The 14912-nt window shown below is 56.7% G+C and carries 13 protein-coding genes and 1 tRNA gene; 12 read left to right on the plus strand and 2 right to left on the minus strand.

Features of this window, described 5'->3' with window-relative positions:
* Positions 1–81 precede the first annotated feature (81 nt).
* The 3 genes from HMPREF0577_RS03575 (at position 82) to HMPREF0577_RS03585 (ending at position 3953) form a co-directional block, all read left to right on the plus strand.
* Positions 82–1371 (plus strand): thiamine ABC transporter substrate-binding protein, encoded by a 1290-nt coding sequence (locus tag HMPREF0577_RS03575; RefSeq protein ID WP_004012316.1) that lies wholly within the window; start codon positions 82–84, stop codon positions 1369–1371.
* 100 nt (positions 1372–1471) lie between these two features.
* On the plus strand, positions 1472–3166 hold the full coding sequence (locus HMPREF0577_RS03580) for an ABC transporter permease (RefSeq protein ID WP_004012317.1): 1695 nt from the start codon (positions 1472–1474) through the stop codon (positions 3164–3166).
* 43 nt (positions 3167–3209) lie between these two features.
* Positions 3210–3953, plus strand: a complete 744-nt coding sequence (locus HMPREF0577_RS03585; RefSeq protein ID WP_004014196.1) for an ABC transporter ATP-binding protein — start codon at positions 3210–3212, stop codon at positions 3951–3953.
* Between the two features lie 46 nt (positions 3954–3999).
* Here HMPREF0577_RS03585 and HMPREF0577_RS03590 read toward each other — a convergent pair whose 3' ends face one another.
* On the minus strand, positions 4000–4461 hold the full coding sequence (locus HMPREF0577_RS03590; protein WP_004012319.1) for a tRNA (cytidine(34)-2'-O)-methyltransferase: 462 nt from the start codon (positions 4459–4461) through the stop codon (positions 4000–4002).
* Positions 4462–4507: 46 nt separating this feature from the next.
* Between HMPREF0577_RS03590 and HMPREF0577_RS03595 the strand changes: the two genes are divergently transcribed.
* The 6 genes from HMPREF0577_RS03595 (at position 4508) to HMPREF0577_RS03620 (ending at position 10825) form a co-directional block, all read left to right on the plus strand.
* Entirely contained in the window at positions 4508–7408 is a 2901-nt protein-coding gene (locus HMPREF0577_RS03595; protein WP_004012320.1) for a DEAD/DEAH box helicase, read from the plus strand.
* Between the two features lie 107 nt (positions 7409–7515).
* Positions 7516–7878, plus strand: coding sequence for a hypothetical protein (locus HMPREF0577_RS03600; RefSeq protein WP_004012321.1), 363 nt, complete (start codon positions 7516–7518; stop codon positions 7876–7878).
* A 64-nt stretch (positions 7879–7942) separates the two neighbouring features.
* A tRNA-Leu gene (locus HMPREF0577_RS03605) sits at positions 7943–8032 on the plus strand.
* A 45-nt stretch (positions 8033–8077) separates the two neighbouring features.
* A complete protein-coding gene (locus HMPREF0577_RS03610) occupies positions 8078–9208 on the plus strand; it encodes a bifunctional GNAT family N-acetyltransferase/nucleoside triphosphate pyrophosphohydrolase family protein (protein WP_004012322.1) in 1131 nt (376 codons plus the stop codon).
* Between the two features lie 50 nt (positions 9209–9258).
* Positions 9259–10353 carry an FAD-dependent oxidoreductase gene (locus tag HMPREF0577_RS03615; protein WP_004012323.1) on the plus strand — a complete coding sequence of 365 codons (1095 nt, stop codon included), beginning with the start codon at positions 9259–9261 and terminating at the stop codon, positions 10351–10353.
* A gap of 121 nt (positions 10354–10474) precedes the next feature.
* Positions 10475–10825: a hypothetical protein gene (locus HMPREF0577_RS03620; protein WP_004012324.1), complete on the plus strand. Its 351-nt coding sequence runs from the start codon at positions 10475–10477 to the stop codon at positions 10823–10825.
* On the opposite strand, the gene HMPREF0577_RS03625 is transcribed toward HMPREF0577_RS03620, so the two are convergent.
* Complete coding sequence (locus tag HMPREF0577_RS03625) at positions 10812–11810, minus strand: aldo/keto reductase (RefSeq protein WP_004012325.1); 999 nt, start codon at positions 11808–11810, stop codon at positions 10812–10814. The two genes, HMPREF0577_RS03620 and HMPREF0577_RS03625, sit on opposite strands and share 14 nt — an antisense overlap.
* A gap of 96 nt (positions 11811–11906) precedes the next feature.
* On the opposite strand from HMPREF0577_RS03625, the gene HMPREF0577_RS03630 reads away from it, so the two are divergent.
* Genes HMPREF0577_RS03630 through HMPREF0577_RS03640 form a run of 3 tightly spaced genes read left to right on the plus strand, consistent with a single transcriptional unit; the run spans position 11907 to position 14911 of the window.
* On the plus strand, positions 11907–13052 hold the full coding sequence (locus HMPREF0577_RS03630) for a tRNA (adenine-N1)-methyltransferase (protein WP_004012326.1): 1146 nt from the start codon (positions 11907–11909) through the stop codon (positions 13050–13052).
* Entirely contained in the window at positions 13045–14673 is a 1629-nt protein-coding gene (locus tag HMPREF0577_RS03635) for a proteasome accessory factor PafA2 family protein (protein WP_004012327.1), read from the plus strand. Before HMPREF0577_RS03630 ends, HMPREF0577_RS03635 begins: the two co-directional genes overlap by 8 nt.
* 34 nt (positions 14674–14707) lie before the next feature.
* Positions 14708–14911, plus strand: a complete 204-nt coding sequence (locus HMPREF0577_RS03640) for a ubiquitin-like protein Pup (RefSeq protein WP_004012328.1) — start codon at positions 14708–14710, stop codon at positions 14909–14911.
* Position 14912 lies beyond the last annotated feature (1 nt).

Below are 14912 nucleotides of genomic sequence, written 5' to 3' on the forward strand. Positions count from 1 at the left end.
GAATTTATTTCCCCGGCGCGGTTCCAGCTGGGATGCGGCTGGTTGCGTCGGGGGCTGCGGACGGGAAAATCCCAACCGTAAGTGGCCTATAATGAAACCGACAGGGGAGCGAAATACGCTGAGAGTGCCCACTACCAGGCAGACCCTCGAACCTGGGCGGATAATGCCGCCAAGGAAGTCGAGTCAATCTCGAAAACACCGCCACCGGTGTTTTTAACCCCTGCTCTGGATTATCTAGGAGCAGTAACCATGTTTAAAACCAATCCCGCCCACCAAAGTTACGTCCGCAAGCGCGGCACGCACCTCATGAAGGGGGCAGCACTACTGGCCGGGGCACTGGCACTGGCGGCCTGTACCTCATCAATACCCGCCAAGCACAACGCCGCCACCGAACCCACCGCCGCCGGCACCGGGCAAGGCGAAGTGACCCTAGTGGCCTATGATTCCTTCCCCCTGAGTGAAGAAACCATCGCTGCTTTCAAGAAAAAAACCGGCTACGACCTGAAGGTCGTCAAATCTGGGGACGGGGTGGAACTGACGAATAAAATCATCCTCACCAAGGACGCCCCCTTGGGGGATGCGGTGTTCGGGATGGATAACAACACCGCACAAGCCGCCGTAAAAGCCGGAGCCTTAGCTGACTTTACGGGACAACTGGCACCCAGCGTCACCAAGGCGCGTGGCGCGGAAAAACAACTGGTACCCATCGACCAAGGCGAAGTCTGCGTGAACTACGACATTAAATATTTCCAAGACAAAGGCTTGAAACCACCCGCCACCTTCGATGATCTCGCCGCTCCGGCGTACCAGAACCTGACGGTGGTTCAATCCCCGCAAACCTCTACCCCGGGACTGGCCTTTATGTTGGCCACCATCAAAGCCAAAGGCGAAAACAGTTGGCAGAACTATTGGAAGGCCTTGAAAGCCAACGGGGTCAAGGTAACGGATTCTTGGGACACGGCGTTCAACGCGGATTTCACGGCCGGGGGTAATAAAAACAAATCAGCTGCCTATCCGATTATGGTGTCTTACGCGTCCTCACCGGCCTGGGCGGTCAACGAGGCCGGGGATGCCACCACCATCGGTAATGTTCCCGACACTTGTTATCGTCAGGTGGAATATGCCGCTGTGTTGCAAAACGCCAAAAATCCAGAGGGAGCCGCCGCCTTGGTAAAGTTCTTGACCGAGGAAACCGCGCAAAAAGACCTGGTGGAAAACAACTATATGTACCCCGTGTTGGACAGCGTGTCCCTGCCGGAACCGCTGGCCAAATTCGGGGCGCCCTCGGGGAAAGCCGTGTCCTTGGATGACAAACAGGTCAGCGAGAAACGCGAAGCCTGGGTGCGAGCCTGGACCGAAATCATGTCCTAGGTCGCGATTGACATTGTGAATAACAGGGAATAACGCCGTGCCCACCGCAGCCGAACCCGTCAGTGCCGCGCCCGCCGCCACGTCTACCGCCACGCCCGCGATGCCCCCCAGACAGAAACAAAACTCGGACAAGCGTGGGCACAAGTGCTGGGACAAGACTGTCCCCAGAATCCTGTTGGCTGCGGCCATCGTGGTGCCACTGGCATTCTGGGGGCTGTTTTTTCTGGTTCCTACCGCACGGCTAATCTGGCTGGGCATCAGCGGGGGAGTAATGCCGGGCGCGCCGTCCTTCGGGCAAGCCTGGCGAGACACGATGACCCGCCCGCGAACCTGGTCAGTGCTGTTTTGGACCCTCGAGATGGGGGTGCTGGGCACTGGGTTTTCCGTGATTCTGGGCGTGGCGGGTGCCTGGGTACTCTACGGTTTGCGCTGGCCGGGACGCCGGGTCTGTCGCGCCCTGCTGGGGGTACCCCTGGTGTTACCTTCGGTGGTGGTGGGGGTGGCTTTCCAAAACCTGCTGGCGAATTCGGGGCCGCTGGGTTTCCTGGGGCTGGCCGGAACACGGGTCGCGATTGTACTGGGAATGGTGTTCTTCAATTTTTCCCTAGTGGCGCGCCTGGTGGGTACGGCATGGATTCGACTCGACCCCAGGGTGGTGGCCGCAGCGCGAGTGCTCGGAGCCAGCCCCGCCCGAGCGTTCTTTACAATTACTCTGCCGCGTTTATTCCCCGCAATTTTCGCCGCAGCCTCGCTGGTGTTCCTGTATTGCATTACGTCCTATGGACTGGTTCGGGTTATCGGCGGGGTGAAAATAACCACCTTAGAGGTTGAAATTTATCTGGAAACCGCTGCTTTCCTGAATTTGCCGGGCGCGGCGGTGTTGTCACTGCTCCAGATTGCGATAGTGCTGGTGGCGTTGATTCTCAATGCGGTGTCTCGCTCGCGTTTCGAGGCTGTCGCCGGCGAGATTCGTTCCGTGCCGCCCCGGCAGCCGCGTCGCGAGGATTTGTTGGCGCTGGTCTTGTCACTCGCGGGGGTCGTGTTGGTGGTTTTGCCTTTGGGCGGGTTGCTGCTCGATTCTTTGCACCGTGAAGGCCAGTGGACACTGGATAACTATGCGGCACTGGCGCGTCCGGGTTTGTCGGCGGCCTTGCCGGGTTCGGCGCTGTCGGCGGCAGTTTATTCATTAGAGGTCGCCCTGATTTCCACGGCGCTAACCCTGGTGACGGGCTTGTCAGTGACGGTGGTGCTGACCCGGCGGTTCAAAGCGCGGGCGTGGCGCTGGGTGCAAGAATCCTTGGATGTGCTGATGGCCTCGCCCCAGGGGGTCAGCGCGGTTACAGTGGGTTTCGGCATGTTGATAACCTTGCAAGCCCCGCCGTTTTCCATGCCCGCCAATGCGTTTTTCTTGGGCGGAGTGGCCTCGGTAGTGGCGCTACCACTGGTGTTGCGTGCCGTACTGCCTACCGTTCGGGCTATTCCCCCACGTCTTTTGCAGGCGGCGGCGACTTTAGGTGCTTCGCCCCTACAGGTATTTTTCACCCTGGAATTGCCGGTGTTGCTGCGGGTTTCTGGGGTGGGGGCGGGGTTTGCCTTCGCCATTGCCTTGGGCGAGTTCGGTGCCACCAGTTTCCTAGCGCGTCCGCTACAACCAACCTTGCCGGTGGCGATTTTTGCTTTGAGCTCCAAACCAGAAATCGTTGCCCAGGGGGCGGCCAATGCCGCTGCGGTGCTGTTGGCGGGACTCTGCGCCGCCGCGATGTTTTTGGCCGAGTGGCGCCGCACGTCAGCTTAGAGGGTTATATTCATGTGGTTCGTTCGTTTTCCAGGAGGTTTCGGTGGTTTCTAAGGGGCTGCGGGTTCATGAGGTGCAATTTGCTTATCCGCCACTTTCCCGTGGTGTGGCACCCATCCCGGTTCTAAAAAATGTGTCCTTGGAACTCGAACCTGGCCAAGTCATGGTGTTGTTGGGGTCTTCGGGTTGTGGCAAGTCAACTTTGCTACAGGTCATCAGTGGATTGCTGAAACCGGATTCCGGAACAATCGCCTGGGATAACCAAGACCTCAAACGCACCCCGGTACACCGGCGGGGTTTCGCCATGCTGTTTCAGGGTGGGGAACTGTTCCCCGGCCGTGATGTGGCGGGGAACATCGCCTATGGCCTGGAAATGCGGCGTCCCCGACCAACCCGAGCCCAACGCGAAGCTAGGGTGGCGCAGATGCTGCGCCTGGTACACCTGGAAGGCTATGAAAACCGTGGTATTTCAACGCTTTCTGGGGGGCAAGCTGGGCGGGTGGCGCTGGCGCGGGCTCTGGCTCCTGCGCCCAGGCTACTGCTGCTTGATGAACCTTTGGCAGCCCTGGATGAACAGCTCAAATACGAGCTTGCCCGGGATATTCGCGAAATCCTCAAGGCCTCTGACAGCACAGCGCTCTATGTAACTCATGACCAGAGCGAAGCCAAACTGGTTGCCGACCGGGTGAGCATTATGCACCAGGGCGAGATTGTGGCTCAAGGCAGCCTGGAGTCACTGCGCCGTAATCCCCCCAACCCCGGAATTGCCAAGTTTTTGGGGTTGTAAAGCGAAGCGGTCGTAATGTCTTGGCACCTCATGAATTCCCAACCGACTAAACCCCGCCGACATAGCCCAGTTGCCCCCACGCGAAATACAGCCCGACCGCTGCCGAAATCGCCAGGTTCAAGGAACGGCGCCCCTCTAGCATGGGAATCCGCACCCGGGAAGTCACCCGGGGGTCGTCCATAACCGGCACCGGCAACCCGGTGTCTTCCGGACCAAACATCAAGGCATCACCATCTTGGAAATGCACCGACGGCAGCATGACCTCGGTGTGCCCGGTAAAGGCATAGATTTTTCCGGGAATTGCCGCGAAACAATCGTCCAAATCAGGGTGGCGCTGTAAGTGTGCCAAGTCGTGATAGTCCAAGCCAGCGCGTTTCAACTTGGTGTCCTCGAAATCGAATACGGTTGGTTCCACCACATGCAGAGTCGCCCCGGTACAGGCCGCCAGGCGAATCGCCGCCCCAGTATTTCCCGCGATACGCGGTTGGTAAAAAATCACATGCAACATAACGACCCTGATTTTACTATTTTCTGTTCCTGGTAGAATTGGGACAATGACCAGTAAGGAAACCGATTGGGAACAGCGCCTGCAAGCCCTGCTTCGCCCCGTCGAGATTGACCCGCAAAACCAGCCCCTGGCATTGCAAGTCGAGGACGGGTTACTGGTGCCATTGCGCCTGGATTCTAAAAACGCCTGGTCGACACGCCGCGCCCGGTGGCGGGATTTGACTTCCCGCTGGGTTTCCGTCACCGCCGGTTTGAACACCGGCCAGCTCACGGCTTTGCGTTCCTTGTTCGACCAGGCATCGAACCAAGGTTTAATCCAGGTAGACTCCCTGGATTCCACGGGACTCCAATGTTTACAAGACTGCTATCACAAAGGGGTTGAAATCTTTTCCGACCCGGCTCGCGACTTTGTTTATGTGCCCGATGATCTGGACGCAACCATGTTTTTGGATATTGCGGAAACCGGAGCAGGACTCGAAATTTCGGGCAAGCCCCTCGTGAAGCCGAACCCCAAACAGCCCCCCACGCAACTGTCCGGTTTTCGGTTTGCTCCCGCGATTTCGGGTACTTTTCACGAGGCGCTAGCTGATATCCAAGCAAATCCTATAATCGTGTCTGCCCCGGAAATAGACCATTTCTGGGCGCAGTGGGAGCAGTGGACGGAAACCTTAGATTTAGTGGCGCTGCTGACCCCGGAAACCCGGCGGCTAGCCCAATCGCATCACTTCGGACCGGCCACGCTGCACGGGTTCTTGGCTGTGAATCCCGTAGAGCCGCGCCAACTGGAGTTTACCTGGACTTTGCAACGCAAATCCCCGGCCGGCAAGACTATCTCGCTGCCGGTGGACACCCATAATCCCAGTAAAACCGTCAGTCAGCTAATGGCTCGTTTGGGGGCGCAATTGGCCTGGCGCGAGGAATCCACCCGGAATTTTTTCAACCATGTTTTCCCGGTGTGGGAATTGAACCGACTGCGTGACCTAGCCGATGATATCAACGACACCGACTGTGTCCGGGTGGTGTTTTCGCCTCAGTTGGAGCACACCAAGATTTTTTCGGAAATCCCCGAGATGACCCTGAATCTTAGCAGTTTTGAATCGGGGGACTATCGCCTGGATTTAGAGTGGCGCCTGGGTTCAGAGCGGGTACAGAGCGCGGATTTCTTGGCGGCGTTGGGGCGTGCCGATCGCTGGTGGCAAAGCCCCGATGGTAACTGGGTTGATTTGTATTCCCCGCAAATGCGTGACTTGCAGGCTATTTTGCAGGAGTTCGAGGAACTGGGATTGCAGGATTTTCAACGGGGCTCGGGTTGGATTGTTGATATTTCCCAACTTGGTCTGGTTCAGGCTTTGACCAAGTTCGCAAAAACCCGCCAGTTGAGCCCCAGATGGCAGGAAAACGCGACGGCTTTGCTGCATCCCCAGCCGGTGGCGGTGCCCAGTCTGCCGGAAGGCCAGTGGCGTAACTACCAGCAGGACGGCTTCCAGTGGCTTTATGCCCGGGCTGCCGCCGGTCTAGGCGGGATTTTGGCTGATGATATGGGCTTGGGCAAGACTTTACAGATGCTGGCGGTGGTGGCAGCGTGGCGACGCGACCATCCGGTTCCCACCGTTCCGGATGCTGTTACGAACGCTGGAGTGGAAGCTGTGCCTGACACTGCTGGGGGCACCGTCGTGGACACTGTCTTGGATACGGCGAACTCCACAGGTGCCACTCGCCCCACTTTTGTGGTGGTGCCGGCCAGTTTATTGGCGACTTGGGAAGAACAGGCGCGTCACTGGTTTCCCCAGTTGCGCCTGTTGGTTCAATCCGTCAGTGTGGGCAAGCATCCGTCGGATTGGCAGTGTTTGCGTCAAAAACTTGACTCGGTGGACTTGGTGTTGACGACGTACACTTTGGCGCGTCTTGATATGGATTTCTGGGCGGAATGCCAGTTTTCGGGGCTGATTTTGGACGAGGCTCAGGCGGTGAAGAACCCGGCGACTTCGACGCATCGCGCCTTGACGCGGTTGCGGGCGCGGTGGGCTTTTGCTTTGAGTGGAACTCCTTTGGAAAACCGGGAGCGGGATTTATGGTCGATTTTTGCTTTGACGGTGCCGCGGCTCTTGCCGCCGTTAGCTGCCTTTGAACGGCATTTGCACCATGCGGCGCTTACCGAACGTTCGGCCGCCCGCCATGCTTTGAGTGCCCGGGTTTCGCCGTTCTTGTTGCGTCGCACCAAGGAATCCGTGGCGAGCGAGATTCCGGCCAAAACGGAACAGGTGATTCACCTTGACCTGGAATCGCACCAGGCTGAGCTTTACCAGAAATACCTGGTGGCGGCGCGTTTAGAGGCTGAAGGTTTGCGAGCGAAGCGGCTTAATGTGCTCACGGCTTTGACCCGTTTGCGCCAGCTTTCCTTGAGCGCGAGGCTGATTAATCCTGCGGTGCCCGAGGATGGGGCGAAGATTGACTATCTGGTGGACGCGCTTCCCGACTTGGCGGCGCAAGACCACAATATTTTGGTGTTTTCCCAGTTCACCAGTTTCTTGGCTTTGCTGCGGGCTCGGCTGGAAGACCAAGGTATCACCTATGCTTATTTGGATGGATCGACGCGTAACCGACGTGACCAGGTGGATTGTTTCCAGCGAGGTTCGGCGCGGGTTTTTCTGATTTCTTTGAAATCTGGGGGTTTTGGTTTGAATCTAACGGCGGCGGATTATGTGTTTTTGTGTGACCCATGGTGGAATCCTCAGGTGGAGTCCCAGGCGATTGATCGGGCGCATCGTATCGGCCAGACTCGCCCGGTGAATGTGTACCGGTTGGTGGCTAAGAATACGATTGAGCAGCGGGTTTTAGCGATGCAGGCTCAAAAGCGCGAACTGTTCGACCAGGTGCTGCGTGGTTCGGAAAATCGCGAGGTTACTCCCCAGATTACTTTGGAACAGTTGCGGGCGTTGTTGGATTAGTTTCCGGTGGGTGGTAATTATTCGGGTTCATGAGGTGCAAGCCTGAAACTTGGCGCAAATTTACGAAAAATCCTGTCTTAGTTTCGGAAAAATGGGACAATTAATTCATGGAAGCAGACATTATAGATGCAAGGAATTACTTTAAACGCGCGGCAGTTCGGGCAAAAACCTTGGTTCGGGGTGACCCGCTGGTGGGTTCGGGATTGATTGTGATTGCGGTTTATTCCGGAAACGCCGAGGTATCCGAGGTGATGCGCGGCAGTGCCAAGACGATTTCGCGGATTATGCCTAATGGCACTCTTTCCGCTGAATCTGCCACTGATCCCGCTACGATTGGAATGAAGCTGGCCAGTGGCTATGTTTTGGTTAAGGCCAGCGCTACCGGAAAAGACGACGTGGATGAAAACGCGTTTTTCTTGGCTCCAGCGGCTGCCATGGTAGAGATTTGGCAGTTTGAAGAGGCCGGTTAAGCTAGTTTCGGTTTGATTTTTAAGCCCGCTAAACTGTAAATTGGTCTAGGCGTTTTTCGCACACGCGAGGGTGGCGGAATGGTAGACGCGCTAGCTTGAGGTGCTAGTGACTAATTAAACGGTCGTGAGGGTTCAAGTCCCTTTCCTCGCACCAAGCCCGGAAAATCCGGGCTTTTTTATTATCCGAGGGGAAGGTAACGTGCCGGGTTCCAATTTTGTTGAAGGTATTGCGACTTCGGTGTCTCAAACCGCTCAACCTGGCGGTATTGGGGCACATGAGCCATTTCCGGTGCGCGGTGAACAGGTAATCTTGGACATGCCGCGTCCTGGCGATGCCCAAGAAATTGTGTCGGCCTGCCAGGATTCCGATATTCAACGCTTCACCATGGTTCCGTTTTCTTTCGGTTTGCCCCAAGCACAGCATTTCCTTTCGGTGATGCACCAGAAACTGTGGGACGAAGGCGGGGCTAACTGGCTGATACGGGCTTTCTTGGGTCAGGGGAATCTTCGCTTCGTGGGTACTGTCGCGTTGCGACCTACTGGCGAAAAAAAGGCTGATGTAGGCTACTGGATTGCCCCGGAGTCTCGTGGGCAAGGCCTGATGACGCGGGCTTTAGCGCTGGCGGTGCGCACTGCCTTTGACAATCTTGGTTTTGAATGTGTCACCTGGCAAGCCAATCCCGAGAACCTCGCTTCGCATAGAGTGGCGTGGAAAGTCGGTTTTACTTTCAGTGGTGTCGCCCGGGGAGTGGGCGTGAATAACCGTGGTCAACGTGAAGACCGGTTGATAGCCAGTTTCGTTAAAGGGGATACTTTACTGCAACCCCGCGGCAGCTGGGAGGATGTCAAGATTTTGGGGCAGCATCCCAATCCCCGCGATCCCGAGGCCTTGGTACGTCAGTTCCACCAGGTTTATAATCTGCCGGTAGTGACCACCGGGGCGGATATTAGCGGCGAGAGAATGCACATGCGTCTGGCGCTTATCTTAGAGGAGACCACGGAGTTGGTACGAGCTCTCTACGGGAAAGCGGCGGCAAAGCGTTTACAGACTGCGACCCAAGGTCTTGTGGAGTTCGATGAACATGCCCGGGACACGATAGAAGTAGCCGATGCCTTGGCGGACTTGACTTATGTGGTTTACGGCATGGCCTTGGAAGCTGGAATCAGTTTGCCAGCGGTTTTAGCCGAGGTACAGGCCTCTAATTTGTCTAAACTGGACGAAAATGGGCAACCCATTTATCGTGAAGATGGGAAAGTTATGAAGGGGCCGGGATTTTTCCCCCCAAATATAGCGCGGGCTTTAACGAAAAACCTCGCTCCAACTATGTAGAATAAACAGGGACAGAGCTGAACTTAATTCACTAAAAACAAGGAGATAATGTGGTTCGTGTCACAGTTGTCGGCGGTGGCTATGGCGGCATCACAGTTGCTGGCGGCTTAGACGATGTAGCCGAGGTTACTTTGGTGGAACAAAAAGACCAGTTCGTTCATCACGCGGCCGCCTTACGTGCCGTTGTTGATGATATTTGGGCGCATACGATTTTCATGCCCTATTCGCGCCTTTTAAAAAACGGTCAGGTGATTCAAGACAAGGCCACCAAGGTGGAAGGAACCACGGTTCATCTAGCGACTCATGAACCCGTAACTGCCGACTACCTGGTGCTTGCCACGGGATCAACCTATCCTTACCCAGCCAAGCAGGATCAGCCCAACGCGGCCGACGCAAAAGCGCGCCTGGAAGAAACCCGGGATAACCTCAGCCGGGCGCGTCGGGTTTTACTGGTGGGAGCGGGAACCGTAGGCATCGAGTTTGCGGGGGAGCTGACCTCGAATTTCCCGGATGTCGAGGTAGTCATGGTGGATCGCGCCCCGCATATTCTGGGTTCCAACGAGTATGCTCCGCAACTGCGGGATGTGCTGACCCAGGAACTCGAGGAATCCGGGGTGCGCTTGGTTTTGGGGTCGCCCCTGTCTTTCGTGCCTCCCACTGAACCCGGGGTTTACCAGCCTTTCCACGTGGAAACCCAGGACGGGGTGGGGATTGATGCGGATATTTGGTTCCTTTGTTATGGGGCGCAAACCGCCTCGGGATATCTGCAATCCACACATGCTGACCGTTTGAATGAAGAAGGCCAGCTGGCGGTTGATGAATACCTGCGGGTAAAGGGCAGCGAGAATGTCTATGCGGTGGGTGATTTGACTGATGTGCCGGAGTCGAAACGCGCCGATGCGGCGCGGGCTCACGCTCGAGTTGTGGTGGCAAACATTAAGGCCGCGATTGCCGGCAAGGCTCCTAGCACGGTTTATACACCCGGAAAAATGTGGGTGGTGTTGCCCCTGGGTATGGAAGGCGGGGCTTCCCAGTTGACTGGAGAGGACGGCGAGCCTCGGATTGTTGGTCCGGAAGAAACCGCCGAAATCAAGGGGAATGACCTGATGGTGACGATGGTGCGCGGCCAGTTGCACTTGCCCTGAGGACTGGGCGGGGACGTTGCCCGGGTTAAAACCGGGTAAAAATGGCAGTAAACTTGTTTTTCGGGATTCCTTTTGGCGTCATTGAGCTGCGCAATCAGCTTTATAGGGTAAAATCGTGTTCATGAATGATGACCCTCGCCGTGACCTTGATGCTTTGATTTATGCCCTCGAGCGCCACTTGGAAGTGGCATTGTCCCTGGACAACGAGGATGACGACTCGGATGTTCTGATTGACGCAGAAAACCGGTTGCGCGATGCCTTCTTTACTTACGACGACACTTTGTTTACCCAAACCGGGGTCGAATTGCCTTTCGACATCCTCGATGACGAGGACGAGGATGAGGGCGATAACGACGCGGGCGACAGCGAGGATGACGATTTTGACTCGGATTATCATCGTCGTGACGACGACGATGACTCGCATTACCTAGACGGGGAAGACTTCGACGACTTCGACCTTACAGAGGATTAATCGGGTCGGTTACTTCGTCCAAGGCACTGGACACCTGGCGGGGCAGCTTTGTGTCCAATCCACGCAATACTTGGTGCAACTGCTCGGCGGTGCGTGCCCCCACAATCGCGCTAGACAAACCGGGGCGTGACAGCACCCAGGCCAGCGACACCGCTAGAGTCGACTCGCCCAAGCCCGAAGCGGCAGTGGCCACGGACTCTACCACCCGACGCTTTTCACTGGTCAGATAGGGTTTCACGAAACCTTGCAGATGCAAGGAGGCTCCGCGAGAATCTGGGGGAGTGGAGCTGCGGTATTTCCCGCTTAATACCCCTCGTCCTAAAGCTGACCATCCCAAAACCCCGATTCCCAGGGTGCTGGTGGCCGGTAAAATCTCTACCTCGATTTGCCGGTTCAACAGGGAATACTCGTTGGTTACCGCTGCTAAACCGGGTGTAGCCGCGCTGATTCCCGCCAGCCCCCCACCGAAAGTATTCCCCAGTCGTGCCGCCGCATAGGCTATCTGCCAGGCGTTATGGTTGGACAGTCCCACGAAACGTGCCTTGCCTGACTGCCAGGCCGCGACTAAAGTGGACAAAACCGCGTCAAAATTCGTGTGTTCATCGGGAACCTGCAGCATCCACAAATCCACGTAGTCAGTGCCCAGTTCCCGCAAGCTGGCTTCTAAACTGCCCAGCATAGCCGAACGGGATGCTTCCACGAAGCTGTGATTGTCTCGGCGCAGCACTCCGGATTTAGAGACGATTACCAAGTCATCGCGGCTTGCCATGCGGCTGTCCCCTCGTGAAATTAAAGCTCCCAACACTTGCTGGGCTTGTCCCTCGCCGTAAGTGGGGGAGGTATCGATGACATTGCCCCCGGCTTCCAAGAAAGCCTTTAACTGGGCGGCGCATTCATCATCTAGGGTGTCGCGCCCCCACGTTAAAGTTCCCAATCCCAAGGCGGAAACCCGCAAACCAGTGTTGCCTAAACGTCGCATTTCCATGCTTCCACGCTATCCCACCAAGACTGCGAATCCAGGAATTCAACGCCCAAGAAGCGTAAATTCCCCAAAGGGCTCGAAGCGTTTAAGATTGAAGCCATGGAACAACCAAGGATAAATTTACCTACCCCGGGCGGCCAGGCGCGCCGTCGCGGGGTGTTTCGTGCGGGTGAATGGGTGCAATTGACCGATGAAAAGGGGCGAATGCACACGGAGCTGCTCGAAGCGAAGGGTTATTTCCAGTGCCACCAGGGGGCTTTCCCTCACAGCAAGGTCATCGGAATGCCGGAAGGCAGTGTTATTCCCGCCGACAAGGGCGAGCACCGTTTTACCGCGTTGCGCCCGTTGCTGGTGGATTACCATCTGTCGATGCCGCGTGGTGCCCAGATTCTCTATCCCAAAGATGCCGCGCAAATCATAATGGAGGGCGATATTTTCCCGGGTGCCACCGTGGTTGAGGCCGGGGCTGGTTCCGGGGCGATGTCTATGAGTTTGCTGGCGGCGGTGGGACCGGCTGGCCGGCTGATTTCTTTCGAGCAACGCGAGGATTTCGCCCAGATTGCCAGGGCAAATGTGGAAATGTGGTTTTCCGGGAATGTTCCCCAGTGGGATTTGCGCCTGGGCGATTTGAGTGCCAGCCTGGTCGAGTTGCCGGATAAATCCGTGGATCGGGTGGTTTTGGATATGTTGTTACCCTGGGAACACTTGGCCGAGATTCACCGAGTTTTAGTGCCCGGTGGGGTGCTGACCTGCTATATTACCACCGCCACTCAATTGGCGCGTCTGGGGCAAGATTTGCGGAATTTCGGGGGTTTCACGGCTTTGAGTTCTTGGGAGTCCTTGGTTCGTCCGTGGCATGTGGATGGGCTTGCGGTGCGTCCGGATCATCGGATGGTGGCTCATACCGGGTTTATTTTCACGGCGCGACGCTTGGCGGATGGGGTAACCAGTATTCGTCGCGGCGAGCAGCCGGTGGGGTCGCTGGATTCGCGTGATGCCTTGTGGGAGGATGAATCTTTGGAATACGAGGGGTCACGTCCGATTTCCCCGCGTAAATTGCGGCGGGTGTTGCGCGATACCCAGGCTAAGGCGGCTTTGATGGGGCTTACTGACGGGGTGGCTGATAGTGTGGCTGATAGCGCGCCGGATAGTGCGCTGAATTCCGGGGAGGCTACGGTTGAGCCGGTGGGCGAGTCGGTTGTTGCTTTGGATAGCGCGTCTGGATTCGAGGCGGATTGTGGTTAATCACCGGGTGGTTGGGCTAGAGACCGAATATGGGGTGACGTTGAATCCGCAAGTGTCCTCGCGTCAGCGGGTTTCGGCCGAGGCCTTGTCGGTGGCGACGGCTCAGGCGGTGCGTTCGTGGCAGGCGAGTTTGCGTCCTGATGGACGCGCGGTTGCTTGGGATTGGGCGGGTGAGGATCCGTTGGCAGATATGCGCGGGGGTCACTTGGATCGTGCCAGCGCGCATCCTTCTTTACTGACTGATAATCCCGAGGTTTTTGCTCCTAGTGGGGATAATCCCGGGGCGGGGGTAACTGGCGGGGGCGCGGATTCTGTGGCGATGTCGGATGCGGTTGCTGCCTTTGGGGATTCGGCTTCATTAGGTGCCATCGTGAAACCCGGCGAGTTAGGAAATCTGGCCTCGCCGATGCTCACCAATGTGGTGCTAAGTAACGGGGGGCGTTTTTATGTTGATCATGCGCATCCTGAATACGCCACCCCGGAAGTTTTGACCAGTGTCGAGGCGGTTACTTGGGATGCGGCAGGGGAAAACATTGCCCGTTTTGCTATGACAAAAGCTTTAGATAGTGGCGTTGACCTGGTTCTTTATAAAAACAACACCGATTCCAAAGGTTCGGCTTATGGGACGCATGAAAACTATTTGGTGCCTCGTCAAATTCCGTTTGATAAAATAAAGGGTTCTTTGGTACCGTTTTTGGTCACCCGTCCGGTAATTTGTGGTGCCGGCCGGGTGGGTTTGGGACAGCACAGCGAAAATCCTGGTTTCCAGATTTCGCAACGTGCTGATTTTGTGGCGGATTTGGTTGGCCTGCAAACTACGTTTAACCGTCCGATAGTAAATACTCGCGATGAACCTCACGCCAGCACCTCATGGCGTCGCCTCCACGTGATTAACGGTGACGGAAACCGCTTCCAAGGTTCCATTCTGGCGAAGGTCGCCTCGACTCGAGCCTGGTTGGCTGCCATAGAGCTGGCCGATAAACTCGGCGTGAGCTTCCCTGCTGCCGGCATGTACTTTACCTGTGACCCAGTAGAGGCAGTGTGGCAAGTTTCGCGTGACTTTGATTTTTCCACCCGCCTGGCTTGTGCGGATGGACGTGAGCGCAGTGCGCTCGACTGGCAATATGAAGCTGCGTCGCGGTGTGCGGAATTCTTAGCCAGCGCTGATACGTCTTTGCTGACTGCTGGTGCTCGGCAAGATGCCCAAATCTGGGTGGACACTACGGAAATGTTACGTGCTGGCACTGCTGGTGCTCGGGTGGAGTGGGTGGCAAAGCACGAGCTGTTTTCGCGGCTCGCGGCGCGGCTGCCAGGGGGATGGGAGAATCCCAAGCTGGCGGCTTTGGATATTCGCTGGGCGGATTTGCGTCCCGGGTGTTCCCCGGTGGATAAACTTGGGACACGAATGGAGGTAATCGTTCCCGCCAACCGAGTGGCCGCTGCCGCCTTGCAAGCCCCGTCGGGAACTCGTGCTGCCGAGCGCGGGAAAGCTGTCAGCGAAAATCCTAACCTGGTGGCGGCCTCGTGGAATACCCTGGTAGTGGAAACCGGCCAGGAACAATTGCGTCGCCTGTCATTGGGCGACCCGATTGCCTCGGCACTGTACATACCGGAACTGTGAGTGCCTTTCTTGTTTCGAGGATACGGAGGAAAATATGGACAATAAGTCACACTCTACCCAGCCCCAGCAGCTTCAGCCTGAAGTTTCTACGCTACCGCCAGATGCCGGGTCTGCTGGGGACACTGCCCCGAGTGCGTCCTCGCCAGATTTGGATGATTTGCTTGATGATATCGAGGATATGGTTGCGGATGATGCCCAGAATTTCGTCCAGGGATTCGTGCAAAAAGGCGGGGAGTAAT

This window comes from Mobiluncus mulieris ATCC 35243, from assembly GCF_000160615.1.
In the GTDB taxonomy this organism is placed as follows: Bacteria; Actinomycetota; Actinomycetes; order Actinomycetales; family Actinomycetaceae; genus Mobiluncus; species Mobiluncus mulieris.

Coding starts and splice junctions, on each gene's coding strand:
- HMPREF0577_RS03580 (WP_004012317.1), top strand. CDS start 1,472: ATGCCCCCCAGACAGAAACAAAACTCGGACAAGCGTGGGCACAAGTGC.
- HMPREF0577_RS03590 (WP_004012319.1), bottom strand. CDS start 4,461: ATGTTGCATGTGATTTTTTACCAACCGCGTATCGCGGGAAATACTGGG.
- HMPREF0577_RS03595 (WP_004012320.1), top strand. CDS start 4,508: ATGACCAGTAAGGAAACCGATTGGGAACAGCGCCTGCAAGCCCTGCTT.
- HMPREF0577_RS03600 (WP_004012321.1), top strand. CDS start 7,516: ATGGAAGCAGACATTATAGATGCAAGGAATTACTTTAAACGCGCGGCA.
- HMPREF0577_RS03620 (WP_004012324.1), top strand. CDS start 10,475: ATGAATGATGACCCTCGCCGTGACCTTGATGCTTTGATTTATGCCCTC.
- HMPREF0577_RS03625 (WP_004012325.1), bottom strand. CDS start 11,810: ATGGAAATGCGACGTTTAGGCAACACTGGTTTGCGGGTTTCCGCCTTG.
- HMPREF0577_RS03630 (WP_004012326.1), top strand. CDS start 11,907: ATGGAACAACCAAGGATAAATTTACCTACCCCGGGCGGCCAGGCGCGC.
- HMPREF0577_RS03640 (WP_004012328.1), top strand. CDS start 14,708: ATGGACAATAAGTCACACTCTACCCAGCCCCAGCAGCTTCAGCCTGAA.